General features: G+C 60.6%; 23 protein-coding genes. 11 read left to right on the plus strand and 12 right to left on the minus strand.

What is annotated here, in order from left to right; translation table 11 throughout:
* The first annotated feature begins 8 nt into the window (after positions 1 to 8).
* The 7 genes from glgC (at position 9) to FHW37_RS19525 (ending at position 9,519) form a co-directional block, all read left to right on the plus strand.
* On the plus strand, positions 9 to 1,274 hold the full coding sequence (gene glgC, locus FHW37_RS19495) for a glucose-1-phosphate adenylyltransferase (RefSeq protein WP_145639451.1): 1,266 nt from the start codon (positions 9 to 11) through the stop codon (positions 1,272 to 1,274).
* Between the two features lie 34 nt (positions 1,275 to 1,308).
* The gene (gene glgA / locus FHW37_RS19500; protein WP_145639453.1) at positions 1,309 to 2,757 is read left to right on the plus strand and encodes a glycogen synthase GlgA; all 1,449 of its coding nucleotides are present in this window, start codon (positions 1,309 to 1,311) and stop codon (positions 2,755 to 2,757) included.
* A gap of 1 nt (position 2,758) precedes the next feature.
* Positions 2,759 to 4,387 carry an alpha-D-glucose phosphate-specific phosphoglucomutase gene (locus FHW37_RS19505; RefSeq protein WP_145639455.1) on the plus strand — a complete coding sequence of 543 codons (1,629 nt, stop codon included), beginning with the start codon at positions 2,759 to 2,761 and terminating at the stop codon, positions 4,385 to 4,387.
* 209 nt (positions 4,388 to 4,596) lie between these two features.
* Complete coding sequence (gene glgX / locus FHW37_RS19510; RefSeq protein ID WP_145639457.1) at positions 4,597 to 6,555, plus strand: glycogen debranching protein GlgX; 1,959 nt, start codon at positions 4,597 to 4,599, stop codon at positions 6,553 to 6,555.
* Positions 6,556 to 6,619: 64 nt separating this feature from the next.
* Positions 6,620 to 7,105, plus strand: a complete 486-nt coding sequence (locus FHW37_RS19515) for a MaoC family dehydratase (protein WP_145639459.1) — start codon at positions 6,620 to 6,622, stop codon at positions 7,103 to 7,105.
* Between the two features lie 80 nt (positions 7,106 to 7,185).
* Positions 7,186 to 8,427, plus strand: coding sequence for an SAM-dependent methyltransferase (locus FHW37_RS19520; protein ID WP_145639461.1), 1,242 nt, complete (start codon positions 7,186 to 7,188; stop codon positions 8,425 to 8,427).
* Positions 8,428 to 8,466: 39 nt separating this feature from the next.
* On the plus strand, positions 8,467 to 9,519 hold the full coding sequence (locus FHW37_RS19525; protein ID WP_145639464.1) for a DUF2332 domain-containing protein: 1,053 nt from the start codon (positions 8,467 to 8,469) through the stop codon (positions 9,517 to 9,519).
* 16 nt (positions 9,520 to 9,535) lie between these two features.
* Here the strand turns inward: FHW37_RS19525 and FHW37_RS19530 are convergent, their stop codons facing one another.
* The 5 genes from FHW37_RS19530 to FHW37_RS19550 all read right to left on the minus strand — a co-directional run bounded on the left by FHW37_RS19530 (position 9,536) and on the right by FHW37_RS19550 (position 15,763).
* Positions 9,536 to 10,096 (minus strand): sarcosine oxidase subunit gamma, encoded by a 561-nt coding sequence (locus FHW37_RS19530; RefSeq protein ID WP_145639473.1) that lies wholly within the window; start codon positions 10,094 to 10,096, stop codon positions 9,536 to 9,538.
* Positions 10,089 to 13,061 (minus strand): sarcosine oxidase subunit alpha, encoded by a 2,973-nt coding sequence (locus FHW37_RS19535; protein WP_145639476.1) that lies wholly within the window; start codon positions 13,059 to 13,061, stop codon positions 10,089 to 10,091. The genes FHW37_RS19530 and FHW37_RS19535 overlap by 8 nt, the downstream gene beginning before the upstream one ends.
* On the minus strand, positions 13,058 to 13,363 hold the full coding sequence (locus FHW37_RS19540) for a sarcosine oxidase subunit delta (RefSeq protein WP_145639478.1): 306 nt from the start codon (positions 13,361 to 13,363) through the stop codon (positions 13,058 to 13,060). Before FHW37_RS19540 ends, FHW37_RS19535 begins: the two co-directional genes overlap by 4 nt.
* Positions 13,364 to 13,382: 19 nt before the next feature.
* Positions 13,383 to 14,636: a sarcosine oxidase subunit beta family protein gene (locus tag FHW37_RS19545; RefSeq protein ID WP_145639479.1), complete on the minus strand. Its 1,254-nt coding sequence runs from the start codon at positions 14,634 to 14,636 to the stop codon at positions 13,383 to 13,385.
* A gap of 152 nt (positions 14,637 to 14,788) precedes the next feature.
* Complete coding sequence (locus FHW37_RS19550) at positions 14,789 to 15,763, minus strand: zinc-binding dehydrogenase (protein WP_145639481.1); 975 nt, start codon at positions 15,761 to 15,763, stop codon at positions 14,789 to 14,791.
* Positions 15,764 to 16,041: 278 nt separating this feature from the next.
* Between FHW37_RS19550 and rpsU the strand changes: the two genes are divergently transcribed.
* The 3 genes from rpsU (at position 16,042) to FHW37_RS19565 (ending at position 18,474) form a co-directional block, all read left to right on the plus strand.
* The gene (rpsU, locus tag FHW37_RS19555) at positions 16,042 to 16,272 is read left to right on the plus strand and encodes a 30S ribosomal protein S21 (protein ID WP_145640141.1); all 231 of its coding nucleotides are present in this window, start codon (positions 16,042 to 16,044) and stop codon (positions 16,270 to 16,272) included.
* A gap of 222 nt (positions 16,273 to 16,494) precedes the next feature.
* Positions 16,495 to 17,277 (plus strand): tetratricopeptide repeat protein, encoded by a 783-nt coding sequence (locus FHW37_RS19560; protein ID WP_246690862.1) that lies wholly within the window; start codon positions 16,495 to 16,497, stop codon positions 17,275 to 17,277.
* Positions 17,278 to 17,409: 132 nt separating this feature from the next.
* Positions 17,410 to 18,474, plus strand: coding sequence for an NAD(P)/FAD-dependent oxidoreductase (locus FHW37_RS19565; protein WP_145639485.1), 1,065 nt, complete (start codon positions 17,410 to 17,412; stop codon positions 18,472 to 18,474).
* Positions 18,475 to 18,501: 27 nt separating this feature from the next.
* On the opposite strand, the gene FHW37_RS19570 is transcribed toward FHW37_RS19565, so the two are convergent.
* From FHW37_RS19570 to FHW37_RS19600, 7 genes are all read right to left on the minus strand, one after another.
* Positions 18,502 to 19,230, minus strand: coding sequence for an esterase family protein (locus FHW37_RS19570; protein ID WP_145639487.1), 729 nt, complete (start codon positions 19,228 to 19,230; stop codon positions 18,502 to 18,504).
* The gene (locus tag FHW37_RS19575) at positions 19,230 to 20,237 is read right to left on the minus strand and encodes an acetylxylan esterase (RefSeq protein ID WP_145639488.1); all 1,008 of its coding nucleotides are present in this window, start codon (positions 20,235 to 20,237) and stop codon (positions 19,230 to 19,232) included. Before FHW37_RS19575 ends, FHW37_RS19570 begins: the two co-directional genes overlap by 1 nt.
* On the minus strand, positions 20,234 to 20,638 hold the full coding sequence (locus FHW37_RS19580) for a PIN domain-containing protein (protein ID WP_145639489.1): 405 nt from the start codon (positions 20,636 to 20,638) through the stop codon (positions 20,234 to 20,236). Before FHW37_RS19580 ends, FHW37_RS19575 begins: the two co-directional genes overlap by 4 nt.
* Complete coding sequence (locus tag FHW37_RS19585) at positions 20,628 to 20,858, minus strand: AbrB/MazE/SpoVT family DNA-binding domain-containing protein (RefSeq protein WP_145639491.1); 231 nt, start codon at positions 20,856 to 20,858, stop codon at positions 20,628 to 20,630. Before FHW37_RS19585 ends, FHW37_RS19580 begins: the two co-directional genes overlap by 11 nt.
* Positions 20,859 to 21,014: 156 nt before the next feature.
* Positions 21,015 to 21,251, minus strand: a complete 237-nt coding sequence (locus tag FHW37_RS19590) for an aa3-type cytochrome c oxidase subunit IV (protein ID WP_145639492.1) — start codon at positions 21,249 to 21,251, stop codon at positions 21,015 to 21,017.
* A gap of 230 nt (positions 21,252 to 21,481) precedes the next feature.
* Entirely contained in the window at positions 21,482 to 22,240 is a 759-nt protein-coding gene (locus FHW37_RS19595) for an N-acyl amino acid synthase FeeM domain-containing protein (RefSeq protein ID WP_145639493.1), read from the minus strand.
* 293 nt (positions 22,241 to 22,533) lie between these two features.
* Positions 22,534 to 24,852 (minus strand): putative bifunctional diguanylate cyclase/phosphodiesterase, encoded by a 2,319-nt coding sequence (locus tag FHW37_RS19600; protein ID WP_145639495.1) that lies wholly within the window; start codon positions 24,850 to 24,852, stop codon positions 22,534 to 22,536.
* A gap of 314 nt (positions 24,853 to 25,166) precedes the next feature.
* Here FHW37_RS19600 and FHW37_RS19605 point away from each other — a divergent pair, with 314 nt between their 5' ends.
* A complete protein-coding gene (locus FHW37_RS19605) occupies positions 25,167 to 25,706 on the plus strand; it encodes a TRAP transporter small permease subunit (RefSeq protein ID WP_145639497.1) in 540 nt (179 codons plus the stop codon).
* Position 25,707: the final 1 nt, after the last annotated feature.

The following is a 25,707-nucleotide window of genomic DNA, read 5'->3' on the forward strand; positions in this document are numbered from 1 at the left end:
AGGGAAACATGAACGAAAAACAGCGCATTCAGCCTCTGTCACGCGATGCCATGGCCTATGTTCTGGCCGGTGGCCGCGGCAGCCGCCTCAAGGAACTGACCGATCGCCGCGCCAAGCCGGCCGTCTATTTCGGCGGCAAGACCCGCATCATCGATTTCGCGCTCTCCAATGCGCTGAATTCCGGCATCCGCCGCATCGGTGTTGCGACCCAGTACAAGGCGCATTCGCTGATCCGCCACATGCAGCGCGGCTGGAACTTCTTCCGTCCCGAACGAAACGAAAGCTTTGACATCCTCCCCGCCTCCCAGCGCGTTTCCGAAACGCAGTGGTATGAAGGCACGGCCGACGCCGTCTACCAGAATATCGACATCATCGAGGGTTACGCCCCCGAATACATGGTCATCCTTGCCGGCGACCACGTCTACAAGATGGATTACGAACTGATGCTGCAGCAGCACGTCAATTCCGGCGCCGACGTCACCGTCGGTTGCCTGGAAGTGCCGCGCATGGAAGCGACCGGCTTTGGCGTCATGCATGTCAACGAGAAGGACGAGATCATCGCCTTCGTCGAAAAGCCCGCCGATCCGCCCGGCATTCCCGGCAAGCCGGATTTCGCGCTCGCCTCGATGGGCATCTATGTCTTCCACACGAAATTCCTGATCGAAGCCCTGAAGCGCGATGCGGCATCCGACGGATCCAGCCGCGATTTCGGCAAGGACATCATCCCCTATATCGTCGAGCATGGTAAGGCGATCGCCCACCGTTTCGCCGACAGTTGCGTCCGCTCCGATTTCGAGCGCGAGCCTTATTGGCGCGATGCCGGCACGATCGATGCCTATTGGCAGGCGAATATCGACCTGACGGAAATCGTCCCCGGCCTCGACCTCTACGACAAGTCCTGGCCGATCTGGACCTATGCGGAAATCACCGCACCGGCCAAATTCGTGCATGACGACGAGGACCGTCGCGGTTCGGCGACGTCCTCGGTCATTTCGGGCGACTGCATTATTTCCGGCTCCTCGCTCAACCGCAGCCTTCTCTTCACCGGCGTGCGCGCCAATTCCTATTCCAAGCTCGACGGTGCGGTGGTGCTGCCGAACGTTCGAATCGGACGGCGCGCCCAGCTTCGCGATGTTGTCATCGATCACGGTGTAACCATTCCCGAAGGTCTGGTGGTCGGTGAGGATCCGGAACTCGATGCCAAGCGTTTCCGCCGCACCGAAACCGGCATTTGCCTGATCACTCAGTCGATGATCGACAAGCTCGATCTCTGATCGGAAAAGAGCGTTCAAAAGGGTGAGCCCGGACATGCAGGTCCTTTCCGTCGCATCCGAAGTCTACCCGCTGGTCAAGACCGGCGGCCTTGCCGATGTCGCCGGCGCGCTGCCGCTGGCGCTGAAATCCCATGGCGTTTCGGTCAAGACACTGATGCCCGGTTATCCGGGCGTCATGGCGCGGCTCAAGGATGCAAAACGTGTCCTGAGTCTGCCCGACCTTCTCGGCGCAAGCGCGGACGTGCTGGAAGTCGAGCATGAGGGGCTCGACCTGCTCATCTTCGATTGCCCGATCTTCTTCGATCGCCCCGGCGGCCCCTATCTCGACACGGCCGGCAAGGACCATGCCGACAACTGGCGGCGTTTCGCAGCGCTTGCCAAGGCCGGCGCCATCATTGCCCAACAGGGTCTGGAAGACGGCTGGCGCCCGGATATCGCCCATGTGCATGACTGGCAGGCCGCCATGCTGCCGAGCTACATGCGCTATGCCGAGGCGCCGGAAATCCCGACACTGATCACTATCCACAACATCGCCTTCCAAGGCACCTTTTCGGCCAGCATCTTTCCGCATCTCGGCCTGCCGATACATGCATTTTCCGTGGACGGCATCGAATATTTCGGAGGTATCGGCTTTCTCAAGGCCGGCCTGCAGCACAGCTGGGCGATCTCGACGGTCAGCCCTTCCTATGCCGAGGAAATCCTCACCCCCGAATACGGCATGGGTCTCGAAGGCCTCCTGAAATGGCGCGCCGCCGACATGACCGGCATCGTCAACGGCATCGATGCAACGGTCTGGAACCCGGAAACCGATCCTCTGATCGCGGCACATTATGGTGCCAGCAGCCTCAAGGTGCGGGCGGAAAACCGCAAGGCGGTTGCCGAGCGTTTCGGCCTGATCCAGGATGACGGCCCGATCTTCTGCGTCGTCTCCCGCCTCACCTGGCAGAAAGGCATGGATCTGCTGGCCGAAGAGATCGACAATCTCGTCGCACTCGGCGGCAAGCTTGCCGTGCTCGGCTCGGGCGATCCGCTTCTGGAGACGACGTTCAGCGCCGCCGCCGGCCGCCATCCCGGCAGCGTCTCGGTGCTGACCGCCTATGACGAACCGCTGTCGCACCTGATGCAGGCGGGCTGCGACGCCATCCTCATCCCTTCACGTTTCGAGCCTTGCGGCCTCACCCAGCTTTATGGCCTGCGTTACGGCTGTGTGCCGGTCGTCGCCCGCACCGGCGGCCTCAACGACACCGTGATCGATGCGAGCCCCGCCGGCCTTGCAGCCAAGGCCGCGACCGGCGTTTCCTTCGGTCCCGTTACATCAGACAACCTTGGCCGCGCCATCCGCCGTGCCGTGCGTCTCTACAAGGACCCGAAGGTCTGGACGGCGATGCAGAAGCAGGGCATGAAATCAGACGTTTCCTGGGAGAACAGCGCCGGGCTTTACGCCGCGCTCTATTCCGATCTGCATGCAAGAAAAGGTACCTGAGATGATCAAGACCGTTACGACCACACCCTATCAGGATCAGAAACCGGGAACCTCCGGCCTGCGCAAGAAAGTGCCGGTCTTTGCCCAGCAGAACTATGCAGAAAATTTCATCCAGTCGATCTTCGACAGCCTGGAAGGCTTTGAAGGCAAGACGCTGGTGATCGGCGGCGACGGCCGTTATTACAACCGCGAAGTCATCCAGAAGGCGATCAAGATGGCCGCCGCCGCCGGCTTCGGCAAGGTCATGGTCGGCCAGGGCGGCATTCTTTCGACGCCGGCCGCCTCCAACATCATCCGCAAATACAAGGCATTCGGCGGCATCATCCTCTCGGCCAGCCACAATCCCGGCGGCCCGAACGAAGACTTTGGCATCAAATACAATATCGGCAATGGCGGCCCGGCACCGGAAAAGATCACAGACGCGATCTATGCCCGCACCAAGGTCATCGACACCTACAAGATCGCCGACGCCTCTGACCTCAACCTCGACCAGATCGGCAAGTTCGACATTTCCGGCATGACCGTCGAGGTGATCGACCCCGTCACCGACTATGCCGAACTGATGGAACAGCTGTTCGATTTCCCATCGATCCGCGCGCTGATCGCCAGCGGTTTCCAGGTCGTCATCGATTCCATGGGTGCCGTCACCGGCCCCTACGCGACGGAAATCCTCGAAAACCGCCTTGGTGCACCCGATGGTGCCGTGCGCAACGCCATCCCGCTGCCGGATTTCGGCGGCCACCACCCCGATCCGAACCTCGTTCACGCCAAGGAACTCTATGACGACGTGATGAGCAAGGAAGGCCCGCATTTCGGCGCGGCTTCCGACGGCGACGGTGACCGCAACATGATCGTCGGCAAGGGCATGTTCGTGACGCCGTCCGACAGCCTTGCCATCATCGCTGCCAATGCAAAACTCGCGCCCGGTTATGCCAAGGGCATTGCCGGTATTGCCCGCTCCATGCCGACCAGTGCCGCCGCCGACCGCGTCGCCGAAAAGCTGAAGATCGGCATGTACGAGACCCCGACCGGCTGGAAATTCTTCGGCAACCTGCTCGACGCCGGCAAGGCGACGATCTGCGGCGAAGAAAGTTTTGGCACCGGTTCCGACCATGTGCGCGAAAAGGACGGCCTCTGGGCCGTGCTCTTCTGGCTGAACATTCTCGCCGCCCGCAACGAAAGCGTCGCCGAGATCGTGAAGAAGCACTGGGCCGAATATGGCCGCAACTACTATTCGCGCCACGACTATGAAGAAGTCGATTCGGATGCCGCAAACGGCATGATCACGGCTCTGCGCGAAAAGCTGCCGAGCCTGCCGGGCAAGACCTTTGGCGCGCTGAAAGTCGCAAGCGCCGACGATTTTGCCTATCACGACCCGATCGACGGCTCGGTCTCGAAGAACCAGGGCGTGCGCGTCCTGTTCGAAGGTGGCAGCCGCGTCGTCTTCCGCCTCTCGGGCACCGGCACTTCCGGCGCGACAATCCGCGTTTATGTCGAGCGCTACGAGCCGGATGCGGCCAAGCACGACATCGACACGCAGGCGGCACTGGCCGACCTGATCGCCGTTGCCGACGAGATTTCCGAGCTTAAGAAGCGCTCGGGCCGCGACGCGCCGACGGTTATTACGTGATCGGGTAGCGGGCTCGGCATTGCCAGCTCCGGCCCCTCACCCTAACCCTCTCCCCGCATGCGGGGAGAGGGGACGTGCCATGCGTGAGGCTGGGAGCGTGCCACAAGTATCCTTCTCCCCGTCAGAACGGGGAGAAGGTGCCCGGCAGGGCGGATGAGGGGCAGGCACAGAACAGCGCCGTTAGACGGGTGAGTGGCAAGGGGGCCAACATGTCCAGTGCAGCAAATCACAAACGCGGCGTCATCCTGACCGAGAAATTCGCCGAATTTTCCGTCTGGTCGCAGCATGCCGAACAGATCGACCTCTGCCTCTTCGATCACGAAGGTAAGAAGCAGATCGCCGATTACACGATGCAGCATGGTGACGACGGCGTGCATCGGATCGAACTCCCTTCGATCAGACCCGGCCAGCGTTACGGTTTTCGTGCTCACGGCACCTATGAACCCGACCGCGGCCTCTGGTTCGACCCGTCAAAGCTCCTGGTCGATCCCTATGCCAGCGAACTCGACCGCCCCTTCGTTTACGACCCGATCCTCTCGGCCCCCGGCATAGACACCGCCCATCTTGTGCCGAAGGCGATCGTCACCCAGGACCAGCCGGCCGCCATCACCGCCCCGCTCTTTGCCCCCGGCGGCTTCATCTACGAAGTGGCCGTAAAACCCTTCACCATGCTCCACCCCGACGTGCCGGAAAAAATCCGCGGCACGATCGCCGCCCTCGCCCACCCCGCCATCATCGCGCATCTCAAGAAGATCGGGGTCGACGCGATCGAGCTGATGCCGATCACCGCCTGGATCGACGAGCGCCATCTTGGTCCCCTCGGCCTCACCAATGGCTGGGGTTACAACCCGATCGCCTTCATGGCGCTCGACCCGCGGCTCTGCCCCGGCGGCATGAAGGAATTGCGGGAAACGGTCGCGACCCTGCACGAAGCAGGCATCGGCGTCATTCTCGACCTCGTCTTCAACCATTCCGGCGAAAGCGACCGTTTTGGCGCGACGCTCTCCATGCGCGGCCTCGACAATCTCGCCTATTACCGCCACGTGCCGGGCGAGCCCGGCCATCTCGTCAACGATACCGGCACCGGCAATACGCTTGCCTGCGACCATCCGGAAGTGCGCCGGCTGATCGTCGAGACGCTGCGCCATTTCGTCCGTCATGCCGGCATAGACGGTTTCCGCTTCGATCTCGCGCCAATCATCGGCCGCACCGCAAACGGTTTCGAAGCCCATGGCGAGACCCTGACGGCGATGATCGAGGACGACGTGCTGAAAGACCGTCTGCTGATCGCCGAACCCTGGGATATCGGCCCCGGCGGTTACCAGCTCGGCAATTTCCCCGAAAAATTTCTCGAATGGAACGACCGCGCCCGCGACGATATCCGCCGCTACTGGCGTGGCGACCAGTGGACGACGGGCGCGCTCGCGACCCGGCTTGCCGGCTCCTCCGACATTTTCGAACTGTCGGGCAAAACCCGCAGCGTCAATTTTCTCGCCGCCCATGATGGTTTTACGCTGATGGACCTCGTTTCCAACAGCCACAAGCACAATGAGGCGAATGGCGAGGAAAACCGCGACGGCCACGGCGAAAACCATTCCTGGAACAACGGCGTCGAGGGCCATAGCGACGATCCGGCGATCATCGAAAACCGCCGCCGCGATGTCGAGGCGCTTCTCTCCACCCTGTTTGCCAGCCGCGGCGCGATCATGCTGACCATGGGCGATGAGGCCGGTCGCTCGCAGGGCGGCAATAACAACGCCTACGCGCAGGACAATGCCATCACCTGGCTGGACTGGTCGAAGATCGACAGTTCGCTCGTCGAACACACGGCGATGCTGTCCGCCCTGCGCAAGCGTTTTGCCGCCTTTTCCGAAACCGGCTTCTTTTCCGGCAATGGCGATGTCGAATGGATCGCCGCCTCGGGTCAACCAATGCAGGTCGGCGACTGGGAAAACCCCGGAAATCCGGTGCTCGGCATGCTGCTGAAGACGTTGGACCGCACGAGCGGCAAGACCGTCCGCCTCGCCATTCTCTTCAACCGCGGCCACGAGCCGGTCAGTTTCACCCTGCCCGGCTGGGACTGGAAACAGCTTCCATCGGGTGACCTCTGGAATCAGGTCCTGCCGCCGCGTTCGGTGCGTTTCTGCGTCGAGGACGTCGCGCCATAAAACCGCTCGCTAAGGCGCCAAGACTCTGTAAAGTCTCATAGCAAGAAATCTGAAGTGAGGTCGCATGCGTGAAATTTCCCTGGTCGATGTGGCCGGCCTCGTGGGTCAGGAACTCGGCATTTCGGAGTGGATCACCGTCGATCAATCCATGATCAACCTGTTTGCCGATGCAACGCTCGACCACCAGTTCATCCATGTCGATCCGGAACGCGCCGCGGCAGAAAGCCCGTTCGGCGGCACGATTGCGCATGGCTTCCTCACCCTCTCGCTTCTCTCGGCAATGAATTTCGAGAGTATCCCGAAGATCCGGGAACAGACGATGGGCATCAATTACGGCTTCGACCGGGTGCGCTTCATGTCACCCGTCAAGCCCGGAAGCCGGGTGCGTGGCCGCTTCACGCTGGCGGACAGCCGTTTTCGCGGCGCCGGCATGCTGATGACGACCTATGACGTGACGGTCGAAATCGAGAACGAGAAGAAACCGGCCCTGACGGCGAACTGGATCACCATCGTCCAGTTCGATCCAAAGGACCGGCCGGAAGACGCCTGACATCCCATCCCGCATGATCCCGGCACGGTCGCATGCGTCGGTCGGCCGGGAAATCCGAGCCAGCCAGCCTGCGAGGCCTCATGTTTCCGCTTTCCCACATGATGAAGTCCTTCATCCGCAAGGGCAAACTGACGGTCATCGACGCCGAGGGCAAACGTCACGTGTTTGCCGGCACGGCGGGCCTCGAAGTGACGATGCGGCTGACCGATCCGAAACTCTACAAGTCGCTGGTCTTCAATCCCGAACTTGCCGCCGGCGAAGCCTATATGGACGGCACGATGCGGTTCGAGGACGGCTCGACGCTCAAGGATTTTCTGACGCTCTTTTCCGTCAACCGCCTGTCGCTCGGCTCCTATCCGCTGCAGAAGGTGCTCAGGGCAATCAAGATGCGCTTCCGCAAGCGCCAGCAGTCCAACCGCAAGGGTCAGGCACAGCAGAACGTCGCGCATCACTACGATCTCGGCAACGAGTTCTACAAACTCTTCCTCGACGACAACATGCTCTATTCCTGCGCCTATTTTCGTGAGCCGGGCGAGACGCTGGAACAGGCGCAGCGCAACAAGCTGCGGCTGCTTGCGGCAAAACTTGGCCTGAAAGACGGCATGAAGGTTCTGGACATCGGCTGTGGCTGGGGAGATCTGGCGCTTTATCTGGCCGCACTCGAAAACGTTCAGGTCACGGGCGTGACGCTCTCGAAGGAACAGCAGGCGCTTGCCTCCCAGCGCGCGCAAAAGGCCGGCCTTGCCGACCGGGTGAAATTCGAGCTGCGCGACTATCGCGACGTCAATGACAAGTTTGACCGCATCGTTTCCGTCGGTATGTTCGAACATGTCGGCGTGCATCACTACGACGAGTATTTTTCGAAGATCAACACGCTGATGCCGGATGACGGTGTCATGGTCCTGCATTCGATCGGCCATATGAGCCCGCCCGGCATGGCGAGCCCATGGCTGCGCAAATACATTTTTCCCGGCGCCTATTCGCCGGCTCTCTCGGAAGTTTTTGATGTCGTCGAACGCAACAGCCTCTGGGTCAGCGATCTCGAATTTCTGCGCGTGCATTACGCCACGACGCTTGCCCATTGGAACTCCCGTTTTCAGGCAAACCGCGACAAGGTGATCGCGCTCTACGATGAGCGTTTTGCCCGCATGTGGGAATTTTACCTGATCAGCGCCGAGATGATGTTCCGCACCGGCAGCCAGCTGGTTTTCCACATGCAGCTGTCGCGCAGCCGCGACGCTTCGCCGATCGTCCGCGACTACATCACCGACAAGCAGCGCGATTATATCGAGAGGGAAAGGATGCTGGATCTCTCGCTCTAGATATTACCCACCTATTGCTCCACCAAGGACATTGCCACCATGACTGTTGCAGATATCGTCCGACATTCTTTTCGCGAGCAGGCCAAGGCCGCAACATTGCTCGGCTCGCCCTTTACCGCCCGCCTTTGCGGGCTTGTTGCGGAAAGGCTGAACGATGGCACCGCCGTCGGCCACGCCCTGTTCGACTGGCCGGGCGATGCCTCGGTCAGGAACGACCTTCTCCCTGCCCGGCTGACCGGTGCCCTGCACGCGTTGCTCCTGTCAGAAGGCGATGCCGGATTGAGCGCCGCCTACCCGCCAAAGCAGGTCGATGACGACCAGCTCTGGCAGGCCGTCACCGGCGCCTTCGAAAGCCATGCCGACTTCATCCTGCAGCGCTTGCAGTATGCGCCGCAAACGAACGAGATCCGCCGCTGCAACGCCCTGCTCCCGGGCTTCCTGACGATCGCAAAACTGTTCAGCAAACCGCTGCAGCTGCTTGAAGTCGGGGCCAGCGCCGGCCTCAATCTGCAATGGGACCGTTATCATTATGACTTGGCCGGCCGCTCCTGGGGTGATCCGGCGTCACCCGTGCGCCTGTCGCCCGACTGGGAAGGACCGTCGCCACCCGAAGCCGAGATCAAGGTGGCACGCCGGCTCGGTTGTGATCTCAACCCGCTCGACCCGACCTGTGCGGAGGATCGGCTGCGGCTGATGTCCTATGTCTGGGCCGACCAGCCGGACCGCATGCAGAATCTCCGCGCGGCATTGGCGATCGCGGCAAACGACCCGCCACATGTCGAACGCGCCGATGCGCTGGAATGGCTGCCACGGGAACTGTCAAAGCCCGCGGACGGCACGGTGCGCGTGATTTACCACTCGATCGCCTGGCAATATCTGCCGCCCGAGGCACGCGCCAAGGGCGAAGCGATAATAGCCGAAGCCGGTGGCAAGGCGACCGATCATGCCCCGCTTGCACGCCTGCAGATGGAGGCCGATGAAGGCTCAGACGGCGCCGCACTCAGCCTGCAGATCTGGCCGGGCGGTGAAATGCGGGAACTCGGCCGCGCCGATTTCCATGGTCGCTGGGTAAGATGGCAGGGCTGGGAATAAGGGGCTGGAGCGGCGCTTAAAGCGCCGCATCCCTTGCACCTTCGGACAGAAGTCCAAAGGCATAATCCGAAAACGAGCGCCAGACTTCGACGCGGAAAGCGTCTTCCGCAGTCCGCAGAAGCACGATCTCCACCTTGCCGAACAGCGTGCGCGAGCATGCGCCGATCGGGAAGGCGTCGAGCGAAAGATCCTGCGGGCAGCCCGTGTTGATCGCCGCAGCAGAACCCGGGCCGGAGACGAGGATCGCCGTGTTGCGGTGAGAAACGTCTGTCGCCGAATGCAGCGCGCCGGATTTCGCAGCTGACGCAACGAGACCGGTCCGGACGTCGCCGAACACCAGCCATTCATCCGGCCCGATCCAAAGCGCCGTACGACCGTTGCCCGAAGACGAGGTTTTAGGCTTCACCGGCAGATCGACGCCGAGAGCTGCCGAAAGCGCTGCCACATCTTCCGCGCGGACGCGCAGATTGATGCGCTCGGCGGGCGCTGCGGCTTCAAGCCTGACGACGGACGAGCCGCCATGGACGCCGGACAGCGGAAGGGTTCTTGTTGCAACGTTAGCCCCAGAATCAACCATTGATCCGGCCTCCTTCCTTGTCGACGAACACCATGTCGGTCACTTCGACGGCGATCGTCTTGTCCGCCATCGGCACATAAAGCGTTTCGCCCATTCTTGCGCGCCCGCCGGCCACCAGCGCGATCGCGATAGACCGGCCGAGATTTTCCGACCAGTAGGACGAGGTAACATGGCCAAGCATGGTCATCGGCTTCGGCTGGTTCGGATCGGCAACGATCTGGCCGCCCTCCTCCAGCACTTCCTTCGGATCCTTGGTCAGCAAGCCAACAAGTTGCTTGCGACCGTCGCGCACGAGGTCCGGGCGCTTCAGGCCGCGGATGCCGACGAAATCCGTCTTCTTCTTGGAAACCGCCCAGTTGAGGCCGGCATCGTCAGGCGTCACGGTACCATCCGTATCCTGGCCAACGATGATATAGCCCTTTTCGGCGCGCAGCACGTGCATGGTCTCGGTGCCATAGAGGCAAGCGCCGAGGCTCTGCGCCCGCTCCCAGATCGCCTTCCACACAGCCGGGCCGAAATCGGCCGGCACGTTGACTTCGAAACCGAGTTCACCGGTAAACGACATGCGGAATAGCCGCGACGGCACGCCCATGACATTGCACTCGGCAACGCTCATATGCGGGAAGGCTTCGTTGGAAATATCGAGGCCTTCGACGAAGGGCTGGATGATCTCCCGTGCCTTCGGCCCCTGCACCGCGATGACAGCCCATTGTTCGGTCGTCGAGGTGAGCCAGACTTTTAGATGCGGGAATTCCGTCTGCAGATAGTCTTCCATGTGGTTCAAGACGCGCGGCGCACCGCCGGTCGTGGTCGTCACATGGAACCGGTCTTCCGCAAGCCGGCCGACGACGCCGTCGTCATAGATAAAGCCGTCTTCACGGGTCATGATGCCGTAACGGCTCTTGCCCGGCTTCAGCGTGTCCCAGGCATTGGTGTAGAGCAGATTGAGGAAGGCTGCCGCATCCGGGCCGACCACCTCGATCTTGCCGAGCGTCGAGGCGTCGAACACGCCGCCGACTTCGCGCACCGTCTTGCACTCGCGGTTGACCGCAGCATGCATATCCTCGCCGCGCTTCGGGAAATACCAGGCGCGTCTCCAGTTGCCGACATCCTCGAACTCGGCGCCTTCAGCCGCTTCCAGAGCATGCATCGGCGTTTTCCGCGCCGGATCGAACAGCTCGCCGCGGGAATGCGCGATCAGCGTGCCATAGGTGACTGGCGTGTAAGGCGCGCGGAAGGTGGTGAGACCCACTTGCGGGATTGGCTTCCCGAGCATTTCCGATGCGATGGCGAGGCCATGCATGTTGGAAAGCTTGCCCTGGTCGGAAGCCATGCCGTTGGTGGTGAACCGCTTGATATGCTCGATCGAATGCATGCCCTCGCGCACGGCAAGGCGGATATCCTTCGCCGTCACGTCATGCTGGAAATCGACGAAGGCCTTGACCGCATGTTCCGGACCAGCGCCTTCGGCCGCACCGATCATGCCGCCCGTCCATTCGAACCGGTTCTCGCCCGAAACGGCAACCGAACCACCACCGGCAGCAATCGCCTCGTCGATCAGTTCGGCCAGATCGTCCGTGCCGTTGCAGGCGCCGACGGAAATCGAGTTCTGCGCATAGACATCCGGCAGGAACCGCTGGTTTGCCTCGTCGAAACGCAGTTTCCCGCGCGACTGCGAGAAGAGATGCACGGACGGCGTCCAGCCGGCCGAAACGATCAGCGCATCGACCTTGATCTTGCGCGCATTGGCGCCGCCATTGCGCACGACGGTCATCGAGGAAATGCGCAGACGGCCGGACGTGTCCTTGACCGAATGACCGGCCAGCACGTCGATGCCGAGCGCGCGCGCTTCAGACAGAACAGCCTCGCCCGGATTGCTGCGGCTGTCGACGATCGCGGCGATCGAGACACCGGCACGCTTCAGGTCGAAAGCGGCTTCGTAAGCCGAGTCATGCGCCGTGTAGACACCAACACTGTGGCCGACGGCAACACCATGGTGGTTGAGGAAGCTGCGCGCTGCAGAGGCGAGCATGATCCCAGGCCGGTCATTGTTGGCAAACACCATGTGGCGCTCGATCGAGCCGGTCGCGAGAATGACCTTCTTCGCACGCACCTGCCAAAGGCGCTCGCGCGGGCTATCCTTGCCCGGCAGCGCGATATGGTCAGTGACGCGCTCGGTCAGGCCGAGGAAACCGTGATTGTAATAACCGAATACGGTCGTGCGGGTGAGCACGGTGACGTTAGGCATGGCCTTCAGCTTCGCAGCCGTCGCCTGTGCCCAGTCATAACCATCCTGCCCGTCGATCGTGGTGGAAGCGTAATGCAGCGCGCCGCCAACTTCCGGCTGTTCGTCGACGAGAATGACCTTTTTGCCCGTGGCGGCAGCGGACAGAGCCGCCGTCAGGCCGGCCACGCCGGCACCGGCGATCAGTATGTCGCAATGCACGTACCGGCTGGCATAATGGTCCGGATCGCCTTCCTTCGGTGCCTCGCCGAGACCGGCGGCACGACGGATGATCGGCTCATACAGCTTATGCCAGGCCTCACGCGGCCACATGAAGGTCTTGTAGTAGAAGCCGGCCGCGAAGAAGGGCGACAGGAGATCGTTGAAGCTGCCGATATCGTATTTCAGCGACGGCCAGCGGTTCTGCGAGGCGATCTTTGCGCCATCAAACACTTCCTGCACCGTGGCGCGCACGTTCGGCTGGCGACGGGCGGCATCGCGGGACACGTCGAGCAGCGCATTCGGCTCTTCCGGACCCGCGGTCAGGATGCCGCGCGGGCGATGATATTTGAACGAACGACCGAGCAGATGCACCCCATGCGCCAGAAGCGCAGAGGCAACCGTATCGCCCTCGAGCGCCGTATAGGTCTTGCCGTCAAAGGTGAAGCGGGCCGTGCGGGCCGGCGTATGGCGGCCAGCGCCCTTGATGCGGAATGCACCGCTGTTGGAAGAACCGCTCATCGGGTCTCTCCTTCACCGGATGCAGGGACCGGCTGTTTGGGAAGTCCGGCCTTGTAGGTCATCAGGAACTTGTCGCTTATCGTATCGCGCGCCGCATTGAAGAAGCGGCCGCAGCCATGGATATGCCGCCACCGTTCATAGGTGAGGCCCTTTTCATTGTTGCGCAGGAAGAAAAACTCCGCGAATTCCTCGTCGGAAATCGCCGAAATGTTTTCCGGCCGGGCGATATGCGCCTCGCCAGCCCAGCGGAATTCCAGCTCCGAGCGATCTTCTTCGCAATAGGGGCAGTGGATCAAAAGCATATGGTCTATCCCCTATCGATTAGTGCGCGACGGCGGCGGCTGCCGCTTCGTCGATCAGGCGTCCGGTGCGGAAACGATCGAGTGTCAGGCCGGCGGCCAGACGATGCGGCTCGCCCTTGGCGATGAGATGCGCGAACAGATTGGCAGACCCCGGCGTCGCCTTGAAGCCACCCGTGCCCCAGCCGCAATTGACGAACAGGCCCGGAACCGGCGTCACCCCCTGGATCGGCGAACGGTCCGGCGTGTTGTCGGTAATGCCGCCCCACTGGCGCATCATTTTGACCCGGCGGAAGATCGGAAAAAGTTCGCAGATGGCATCGAGCGTATGGGTGATGATCTGCAGGCCGCCGGTCTGGCTATAGGAATTATACTGGTCGGTACCCGCGCCGATCACCAGCTCGCCCTTGTCGGACTGCGAGATATAGGCATGCACCGTGTTCGACATGACGACGCAGGGGAAGATCGGTTTCAGCGGTTCCGAAACCAGCGCCTGCAGCGGATTGGAATGCAGCGGCACGCGCACGCCCGCCATCTCCATCACCACCGAAGAATGGCCGGCGGCGGACACGCCGATCTTCTTGGCACCGATAAAGCCCTTGGACGTCTCGACGCCCTGGACTTCGCCATTCGGGCCGCGGCGGATGCCGGTAACTTCGCAATTCTGGATGATGTGTACGCCACGATCCGACGCTGCGCGGGCATAACCCCAGGCAACGGCATCGTGGCGGGCCGTGCCGCCGCGGCGCTGCAGGGCGGCGCCATTGATCGGGTAACGCGCGGTCTTGGAAATATCCAGGACCGGCACAAAGTCCTTCGCCTGTTCCGGCGTCAGCCATTCATTGTCGATGCCGTACAGACGGTTGGCATTGATATGGCGCTTGAACGACTGCTGGTCATGCACATTGTGCGACAACATCATCACGCCGCGCGGCGAATACATCGTGTTGTAATTCAGATCCTGGCTGAGGCCTTCCCACAGTTTCAGGGAATGCTCGTAGATATCCATGCTCTCTTCATAGAGATAGTTGGAGCGGATGATCGTCGTGTTGCGGCCGGTATTGCCGCCGCCGAGCCAGCCCTTTTCGATGACGGCGATATTGGTGATGCCGTGTTCCTTGGCCAGATAATAGGCAGCGCCAAGCCCGTGGCCGCCCGCGCCGACGATGATCACGTCATAGCTCGCCCGCGGCTCCGGCGAGGTCCATTGCGCATCCCAGCCCTTGTGGGCGCGCATCGCCTCACGAGCTATGGCGAAAACCGAATATTTGCGCATCGCAACCCTCTTCCTTGGCTCAAGCCCGTCCGGTCCTGGTGACCGCGAGACTTTGGGTAGTGTCATACCCATCGCAAATCAATATGCGCCGCAATGGCTCTTTTGCGACGCATGGGAAGATTGTTTCGACACGGGTAAAATTGCGTGCCGGCTCAGGCCCGGATCAGCACTTTACCCTTTCGTGCCGTCTCGCCGGCCGCAGCAGCCGCCTTTGCGACATCATCGAGCGACAACACCTCCGAGACGGTGAGCGTGACTGCGCCGCTCGCCACACCCTGCACGATCTCGCCGACAAGGCTTTTCAGCTTCTCAGGCGCCAGCGTCGGTGCAATCTTTGCCAGCCAGAAACCCTTGACGATGGCCTGCTTGAAAACCAGGTCGCCGGCGGAAATCTGCATCGGCTCACCCGACATCATGCCGAAGGAGACCAGAAGGCCATTCTCGCCGACCGTGGAAAGGATATCACCGGAAGACTTGCCGCCGACGCCATCGATCGCAGCCTTGATCGGCGCACCGCCGGTAATAGCCCGAACGGTATCCTGCCAGTCCGCCTGACCGGTCGAGACGACATTCTCAATGCCGAGATCGGCAAGTTCGGTCACCGCTTCATCGCGCCGCACGAGATTGACGACATTGATGCCACGCGGCTTGGCAAACATTGCGAGCGCCTTGCCGACAGCACCATTGGCCGCATTCTGGATGATCCAGTCGCCGCGCTCCGCAGCGATGAAATCGAGAAGCGTGAGCGCGCTGAGCGGCATGGAAATCAGCTGCGCGCCCGCCTCGTCGGAAATCATCTCAGGCAAGGGCACGCAGGTTGCCGCATTGGCAATATAGAACTCCGCCCAGGTGCCCTTGCCCGAGGCGGCGACCCGTTGTCCGACCCTCAAGTGGCCGACGCCTTCTCCGAGCGCATCGACGATACCGACGGCTTCCGTACCCGCGACAGCCGGCAGATCGGGCTTGATCCCGTACTGGCCGGCGACCGTCAGCAAATCGTGATTGTGGATCGATGCCATCGACATCCTGATTCTCACCTGCCCCGCTCCCGGCTCGGGAAGAGGCCTTTCTTCGACGGAAAGCACGGTCGCTGGATCACCGAATCGGGAATAGATGGCACTGCGCATGAAAAACTCCGACAAATTGGTCATGAATATTGTAGAGAGAGGGCTGCATTGCTCGAAGCCACCCACCCTGAAATATGGGTGCCACAGCATTGAAACGAAGCGGCCATCTGCGCAATCCGCAAATTTCGCAGGAAGCACGCGGCTGTGGCTGGACTTTTGCAACCTCCTCTGTTATCTGCCTTCACCAATCGCACGGCCTGACGCCGGGCATCACTATTCTTTCGCCTCGAATCCTGCGATCTCCGGGCGAACAACAAACCAAAGGAACGGGATTTCACGTGCAGGTACTTGTCCGCGACAACAACGTTGATCAGGCTCTCCGCGCTCTCAAGAAGAAGATGCAGCGCGAAGGCATTTTTCGTGAAATGAAGATGCGCGACTACTACGAAAAGCCGTCGGAAAAGCGCGCTCGCGAAAAGGCTGAAGCTGTTCGTCGCGTTCGCAAGCTGGCCCGCAAGCGCATGCAGCGCGAAGGCCTGCTGCCGAGCACCCCGCGTCCGGCCCGCTGATCAGCCGTCTTTTAGACGTTTTCCTGTGATTATCAGGCGGGGGCGATCTCAAGTCGCCGCCGCCTTTTTGATTTACACTGGCCACAATTGGCCGGCTTCAGCCCACATGAGGAAATGCGCCTGATGGCTGCGACGAATGCTGTTACCGACAACGGAAGTCTGAATTCCAACCGCTTCCCGATCGTTTCTCGCATCCATGGCAAAATCCTGATCCCCGCTGCGATGCTCGGCCTTCTGGCGCTCGCCGGCTGCTCGACCACGACCTCGAACGATATGATCACGGTCGATCGCGCCCAGGGCAGCCAGGAAAATATCGCCTCGCTGTCTTCCGTCATCCAGGCGAACCCGCAGGATCCCGAGGGCTATAACAACCGCGGTTCGGCTTACGGCCGTGGCGGCGACTTCCGCCGTGCGCTCGACGATTTCAACCGCGCGATCCAGATCAATCCGCAGTTCTACCAGGCCTATGCCAACCGCGCGCTCGTCTATCGCAACATGGGCCGTCCGGTCGATGCGGCGAATGATTATAACCGCGCCCTGCAGATCAATGCGAATTACGACGTCGCCCTCATCGGCCGCGGCAATATCTACCGCCAGGCCGGCCGCATGAACGAGGCGTTCAACGATTTCAACCGCGCCATCCAGCTGGAAACGACCGATGGGCGCGCCTGGCACAATCGCGGCCTGATCTACCAGAGCCGTGGCCAGCATGCGCAGGCGATCGAAGACTTTGCCAAGGCAATCTCGCTCTCGCCGAACTCGCCGGAACCCTATAACGGCCGTGGCGTCTCCTATCTGGCGACCAACGATCTCGACAATGCCTTCGCCGACTTCAACCACGCGATCGAGCTAAACGACAAGCTCGCCGAATCCTGGACCAACCAGGCGCTGGTTTACGAAGCCCGCGGCGACAAGGCAAAAGCCTACCGGTCCTTCTCGCACGCTGTCCGGCTGGACCCGAACTACAAGCCGGCACAGGACGGTTCGGCCAGAACCCGCAGCTGATCATAAAAGACACCCGCTCCCGCCCAAAAGGCGGGAGTTTTCGTTTCGCCTTTCCGCATGGATATCGCGACAGGGACATCACGATCTCCTGCGCCTCGCTCATGAAAGGCAGCTTCCGGAGAGCAAGGATCCATGGCACGGGAAATAGTGGTCATCGGCGGCGGCATTATCGGCGCCTCCATCGCCTGGCATCTGACGGAAGCCGGCGCCAAGGTCTCCCTGATCTGCGAAACACAAGGCGGTGTCGCCACGCCCAATTCCTTCGCCTGGATCAATGCCAGCCGGAGCAATCCGCCCGACTATTTCCAACTGCGCATGCGCTCGATCGCCGAATGGCCGCGGCTTGCCGAAAAAGTCCCAGGCCTGCCCCTCTCCTTCAAGGGCGGCATATGCTGGGATATGTCCCATGACGAGCTGCTGGCCTATGCGAAACAGCATGCGGAATGGGGCTATGATATCGGCACGATCGATGCCGCCGAGATCGCCCGTATGGAACCGGCGCTGAAAGATCTGCCTGACCTTGCCGCCCTTGCACGCACCGAAGGCGTTGCCGAACCGCTTGCCGCAGCCAATGCCCTGCTCGAGGATGCAGCACGCAAGGGGTTGAAGATCATCGAAGCGCGGGTCAACGGGCTTCACCGGAATGAGCAGGGCCGCGTAACGGCAGTGCGCACGACGGCAGGCGAGTTCCATGACGACGAAATCGTGCTGGCCGCCGGCGCCGAGACGGCAGAACTTGCCGCAACGGCCGGCATCGACGTTCCGCTCGAAACCCCGCCTGGCCTTCTCGTGCATTCGAAGCCGGTGGCGGCCATGCTGAACGGCCTGATCATCGCGCCAGAACTGCATGTGCGGCAGACTGACGAGGGCCGGATCGTTGCCGGAACCGATTTCGGCGGCATGGACCCTGGCACGGATCCGGAGGCTGCTGCTGCCGAACTGTTCGGCAAGGTAAAAGCCTTCCTAAAGGGCGGCGACGATCTCCGCCTGGATTTCTACACGATCGGTTATCGCCCGACGCCGCGCGACGGCTTTCCGATCATCGGCAGGGCGAATGGCGCCGACGGCCTCTATCTCGCCATCACCCATTCCGGCATCACGCTCGCCCCGGCACTCGGCCTGTTCGCTTCACAGGAAATCCTCGAGGGCACGTCGGAACCGCTTCTCGCCCCTTATCGGCTTTCGCGTTTCGCCTGAGCGGACCGGCCACCAAACCGAAAAACGTCAGATATAAAGCGCTGCCATCTTGCGCCATACGCCGGCGCGATGTGCCCTTCCCTCCCAGAGATGCAGCTGGTGGCGCACGCCCTTCTCCGACAATACGCGGGCGAGATGGAGATTGTTGTCGAGAAACGGATCCTCGCGGCCGATCGTCAGCACGATATCCATCTGCCGCAATCGGTCGAGCTGCCAGCTGTCGCCGAGCCCCGGCAGGAATTGCGACGGCATGTGAAAATAGACACGGTCATCATGATGGCCATCGAGCAGATCACCGAAACACTCGATCCTCATCGTCAGATCGTAACGCCCGGAAAAGGCGACCAGTTTCTGGAACAGATGCGGATGCCGGAAGGCAAGGCTCGCCGCCTGGAAGGCACCGAGGCTGCATCCTTGCGCGATCGTGCAGGGATTGTCGTTGCGTGATGCCATCAGCGGCATGACTTCGTTGAGGACATATTCCTCGAAGGCGACATGTCGGGCCATGCGCTCAGCGGGATGAACGTGCTGTGCGTAAAAGGTTTCCGATGCCAGTCCGTCGATGCAGAACAGCTGCAGATGGCCGGCCTCGATCTTGTCTTTCAGGGCGGCGACAAGGCCAAGCTGTTCGTATTCCCAGGAGCGCCCTTCCCGGGTTGGAAACATCAAGACTTTGGCCCCGGCATGCCCGAAGATGAGGAGTTCCATCTCACGGGAAAGCCGAGAACTGTACCAGCGCAGATATTCGCGGTTCATTACAGCTCGAAGGAAGGGTCCGGCTTGAAGAAGTGACGAAGCTTGGTGGTGAGGACTGTGTCTTGGGAAGTTTTGCCAGGATAATCGAAATGCCCGGCATCGAGAATGAATATTTCATTAAATTTTGAAGGCAGTGGCAGACCGGCCGCGCGCGGCTGGCAGAGCGCATTGGCAATGGCGAACTGGCAGGGCGGCGCCACCGCAGGGTCGAACTGTGCCACGCTTGCCAGCATCGGAATGGTGATCCTGTTCGCCGCCACCGCCGAATCGTGCAGCCGCAGCGTCGGCAGGGCATTGCCGTATTTCGCCTGATACCGCTGCACGGAGGCAGCACTGCCGATACTGGGCAGTTTCAGCCGCAATTCCTGACTGCCAAAAGTCGGCAGCGAAAGATGGCCGCGATCGATCCTCCTGTCGAAGGGGATGGCAAGCCCGCCTATGCCGCCGCCAAAGCTGATGCCGCTATATCCGATCCGCCCTGCAACCCGCGGATAGAGAACGGTCAATGCGCTGACTGCCAGCCAAAGATCCTCGACGCAGCCGCCAATGATATATCGCTCCGGCTTGTCGATATCATGCAGCACGTGCCAGTCGGCCTCGCTCGAGATCGGCGGCCGGGCGCTGCGCGACATGCCGCGAAAGCAGGGAAACAGAACAGCCGTATTCTCCACCGGCACATCGAAATTGGGCGCATCCCGCCCGCCATACCCATGCCCGACCACCAGCCCGCGCCTGACCTCACCACGCTTCGGTACCAGCAGCCAGCCGCCGATCGTAAACGCATCCGTAGACGTATAGGTGATGTCGAAGACGCTCCATCTCGGGTGGCTGCTTTTGCTTTTGGAAAGCTTCGGCTGCGGATCGATCGTCATTGCACGTGCATAGCGATCCGACCAGAACCCATCGAACCTGTCCGGCGCCACCGGCGGCACGACGGCCCGAAGATCGGCGAGCGTCATGCCATAGGTGGGGTCGAAGTCGTATGGGTAGGTTTTCGGGATGGTCATGGATCTTGTCGTAGCGGATTGACGATCGAAAGACCGCCTATTTTCATTCCGTGCTGCAGGTCCTCGGTGAAAAGGATATCACTATTCACCGATATGGCGGCCGCAACGATCATCGCATCGTAAATCGAGAGCTTGAACCGTTCCGCCAACGCCAATCCCATGTCGTGGATATCCACGGTCAGCGGTATGACGTCCAGCAGGCTTCGGATGGTGTTGAGAAATGAATGAACCTCCTGCGCGGAGAATCCCATTTTGCGAGTCGCCACATGCGCAAACTCGTTCAGAACCTGCACACTGATCGTACCACCCAATGCCAAGGCGCGATCGGCAGCCTCCGCCTTTTCGACATCCCCAGACGCCAGATAGAGAAGGATGTTCGTATCGAAGAAATTACCTGGCATTCGCCTCGTCTCGATCGAAAACGAAATCCTCGGGCAGGCGGCCACGGAACTGTTTCAACCGATCGAGAAGCTCACGCCGGCTGGGCTTGCGCGCAACTTCGAACTCGCGCGCATCGACGGCACGTATCTGGATCTCGTCACCTTCCTTCAGGTCAAGCGCATCCACGACCGCTGAGGGAAGCCTGACTGCGAGGCTGTCGCCCCACTTGGAAACCTGCATGCACGCCTCCGGGTGATATGAAATCGAGATTATATATCATCGCCGAGGCATCGAAAAAAGCCGCCGCAATCGGACTTCAACGGCTGGCCGGACAACCGCCCCAAAAAAGACAGCGCCCGGCTTCAGCCGCTCATTCCAGCCCTGCCAAACAGCCCATCAGCGCAGCAGGAAAACGCCCGCGACATTGAGGATGATGAAGAGAGCAAGGCTGCCGATCGCGCCGGCGCCGCCAAAGAAGCCCGCAGCCATCGCGATCATCAGCACCACGATGACCATCGTGCCCCACTTGGCGCCAGCCAGGAACATTTCATAGGTCTTTTCGTGCTCGCGATAGTCCATCGCAGCACCAAGCTCGACTGGCCCGCTTTGACCGCTAGCCTGATGATCGTCCATTGCTCGCCCTCCAACGAGCCGCAACTCACCAGCCTCTCCCGATGAATGCGGCAATCCTCCATCTTTCGACCGCCGGACAGGACTCAGCTGCTGCCTTGCAATGCCGGGTCGGTCACCAGCAAAAGTTACATAAGCGACCGCAATGCGCAATGGCGCGAAACATCTTCCGCGCAGACAAGTCCACGCGGATACTTCGGCTGCCCCTCTTCAACCGAAGCCCTCTCGGCCGCTCAGCGCAAAAAGGCCATTTCCGGCGAATCCGGCCGTCCGGCAAGCCTTGCGGTCGGCAACACGGTGAGTGGCGGCAAGGCAAGATCCGCCGCACTCCCGAACATCAATCGCCTCTCATAGGCTTCCGACTGGAAGGCCGGGAACCGTCGCATCAGCCTCTTGCGCAATTCGCGCGTCGGTGAGGCAAGCAGCGTCAATTCGAACCCATAGGTCGTCGTCATGGTCGGCGGCACGACAACATCCGCATAAAAGAAACGGCGATAGAAGGCCGAATGCTGGGGGCGGATATGCTGCAGCATCCGGTCTGCATCGAAATGGATTGCCGCCATGATCGTCGGCCTGACCGTTAGGTAAGGCATGGCGGACCGCTCGCTGGCGAATTCAGGATCGACTGCGAAACGGGCCGGATCGATCAGCGTCAGACCCGCGTCCAGAAACGCATTGATCGCCTCCGAAAACACCCCTGCCGACTGGCTGACCCTGTGGTCAGGCGTGACGTGGTGGATGCGCAAGGTGCTGACCAGCTGCTCGTAATAATAGACGCCGAACACATAGGCCTGCTCGTCGAAGTCGATCGCGTCGAGCATCGACTTCGCAGAGACGGGCAAAACATTGCGCGCCTTGTAAGCCCGGTAGCGGAGCCGGGCTATATCCTCGAAATCCTCGTGGCTCTGGATCCGCCGGTATTCGACGTGATCGAGGGTGGCGAGGAGCTTATCTGAAAAATTTCCTTCGGAAATCGATTGGTTAACAAGCATAGATTTAATCCGTGGCTGTTAACCAGGGATTAACCTTAACCTTGCGATCCACCGCAACACAAAACGTCCATGTTTAACAGACATTGAATGATTATGGTTAATCGCTGCAAGCGTTAATACAATTTTTGATTGTTTTAGAATTGCAAAATAGCAGCCGGGAAGAGCAGTTCACACACGCAGAAAGCGAAGATCATTTCCGACCCTCGCTGGCCACCTATGCAAAATCTCGAGATTTTCAGGGCTTTTGGCATCAGACAGAGCCTGATGCCCGCCTCATGCGAAACCGTATCCGATCAGCTCGCAGCGCTCAGGCTGCGCGTATCCGAGCTTTTCGCCCGACGCCGGACACCGCCGGATGCCTTGTTGGATAAATGCGTCTTCGGGGTAAGCCCGGCAATCGCATCCGCCGGCACCGGCGGCGAGAAAATATAACCCTGGACCAGATCGGCAATATGGTGCCGGTTGATGATCTCGAGCTGTTCGGGCGTCTCGACGCCTTCCACGACGATCTTCAGTTCCAGTTCACGCGACAGGTTGACGATACCGCGCAGAAGCTTGAGGCGGCGATGATCGCTGCCGATGTCGCGAACGAAGGCGCGATCGATCTTGACGATATCGAGCGGCAGCGAATTGAGATAGCTGAGGCTGGAGAAGCCGGTGCCGAAATCGTCGATGGCGATCGTCACGCCCTTCTGACGGAACAGGTTGAGGATGGCGCTGACCGCCACCGGCTCGTTCATGAAGCAGCTTTCCGTCACTTCCAAATGCAGGCGCGACGGCTCCAGCCCGTATTTGGCAAGTGTCTCGGTGACGAAGCCGACGATATCGGCATTCTGCAGGTCATGAACCGAAAGATTGACCGACACAGGCACGGGCTTTGCCCAATTGGCGCAATCGCGGCATGCCTGTTCGATGACGAATTTGGTGATCAGCGACACAAGGCCCATCTCTTCTGCCATCGGCACGAAGATATTGGGGCCGACCATGCCCTTTTCCGGATGCGTCCAGCGCACCAGGGCCTCGAAGCATTCGATCTGCGAACCATCCGGCAGATACATCGGCTGGTAGACGACGTGGAGATTGCGGTCTTCCAGCGCCTGCCGCAGATCGGTCCTCAATTTCTGTTCTTCGACATAACGGGCGTCCATTTCCGGACGGAAGACGACGAGGCTGCCATTGCCCTTGACCTTGGCATCGTTGAGCGCCAGGTCGGCCTTGATCTGCCACGGCTCCATGGCAAAGCTTTCGGCATCGGCAATCACGCAGCCGCCATTCATCGACATGACGAGGCGAAGGTCGCCGACCTGATAGGCGCCCTGGATTTCGGTATGCAGCTGGCGGATCCGCCGCTCGAGGCTGTTGCGGTCGCTGCCGGTCAGGAACAGAACGAACTCGTCGCCGATCAAACGGCCGGCAACGCAGTCATCGGCACATGCCGAGCCGATGCGCGCACCGATCGCACCTAGCAGCCGGTCGCCGACCACATGACCACGCATGTCGTTGACGTGTTTGAAGCCCTCGACATCGATGACGACGAGACTGGCGAGCTTGCCGCCCTGGCGGGCAAGCGCCGCATTTGCGAGTTCGCCGAAATGACCTCGGCTCGGCAGTCCGGTCAACGAATCGAAACGGACCATGTGAAGGATCTTCTGCTCGGCAGCGACACGGGCGCTGACATCTTCGAAGATCAGGACGACGCCGCCATCAGTGCGATGGCTGACGGAGAATTCCAGATGCTGCTCCTCACCGACGCGGAGTAGCGCCCGGTTGAGCTTGCCTTCCGCCAGACGCTCGATATCGCGAAGCGCATCCGCCGGAACATTGGCCGCATCGTGCCGCAGCACGTCGAGCAGATCGAGATCCTTGATGTCGAGAAGCGGATCGATCGACAGAAGGTCGCGTGCCTGACGGTTGATGACCTCGATCCGGGCCTCGCCATCGAGCATGATCAGGCCATGCGTCATGGTCGTCAGCGCGGTGTCGAGACGGCCGGCAATAATGGCCATTTCGCGCGAGGCGATGACGTTTTCATAGAGGAACTCGCGCACGCCCTTGGCCATGGAACGGGTGGTCAGGCCAAAGGGAATGAGCAGCAGCGACATCAGCGCCAGATGCGGTTCGCCGGTCAGGATGCAGGCGATCATGATCGGCACGCAGCATCCGAGCGTCTGGAAATCGACCGCGTGGCGAGAGCCATAATTGCGGCCGACGATCGACATCATCGTGCCGAGCGTCATGGCAACGCAGGTGAGCGCGACGGTCGTATTTTCAAGAACAAGCAGTGCATAACCGCTTGAAATGCCGAGCATAAGCGCAGTGCTTGCCGCTCCGATCACATAGGCGCGTTCGACATCCGCGACCTTCTTGCGCGTCAGCGCCTGCCGGTCGAGACGATCATACTGGCGGAAGCCATAGATGCGATAAAGGAACACCGCCACGAAGGCGAAGGACATGCCGACATAGAAGGTCGAACCCGTGCTGCTATAGACGATAAGGCACCATGCGACGTGGACCACCACGCCGGTGAAAAGCGTTCCACGGTTACCGAACAGCGAATTGACAAAGGACAGATAGACATCTGTCGGCAGCGTCGTCGCTTTCATCTGCTTCATCGGGTCTCATTCCCTTCGATCCAGAACGACACTGCATAAAACCTTTTAACATTTGATTGTTCCCAATCCTCACCCCTGTGATTGTGGGGGAGATTGTGAGTCTCACTCAACAAACCATAAACAACATTGCTAAAATACAATACGGCCGGTTGCAGGCATTGACCTAAGGCTGCGAGCCCTTCCGGAGGCCGCAAAGCGCTGTGAATGCGACGAAAGCAGAAGCCCTTGCTACTATCATTTTTTCGGGGCTTGTTTTAAATCGCCAAGATGGGCCGGGCGGGATCAAGGAGAACCCGGCGCAAATCGGGGGATCGATGGCCGTTTTATTGAAGTTCAGCGGGCTTGTAGACCGCTTAAGCGAGATCGTCGGAAAATTTTCCGGCTACCTTGTTCTTGCCTGCTGCCTGATCAGCGCCGGCAATGCCTGCATCCGTCATGTGTTCAACTATAGCTCGAACGGCTGGCTGGAAATCCAGTGGTACCTGTTCGGCTTCGTCGTCATGCTCGGCGCGTCCTATACGCTGAAGCTTAACGAACATGTCCGCGTCGATCTCATCTATGGCGCCGTCTCGGAGCGGGCGCGCCTTTGGATCGACGTGATCGGCCTGATCCTTTTCCTGATCCCCGCCTGTCTTTATCTCGCCTGGCTCTCCTGGCCGTTCTTCACACTTTCCTATTTGCAGGGCGAGATGTCGTCGAATGCCGGCGGTCTGGTCCGCTGGCCGATCAAGCTGATTATCGTTGTCGGTTTCGTGCTTCTGGCCATCCAGGGAGTATCCGAACTGATCAAGCGCGTCGCCGCCCTCATGGGCATCCTCCAGGTCGATACGACCTATGAAAAGCCGCTGCAGTAAC

Origin of the sequence: Neorhizobium alkalisoli (assembly GCF_007829835.1) — a bacterium.
Classification (GTDB): Bacteria; Pseudomonadota; Alphaproteobacteria; order Rhizobiales; family Rhizobiaceae; genus Neorhizobium.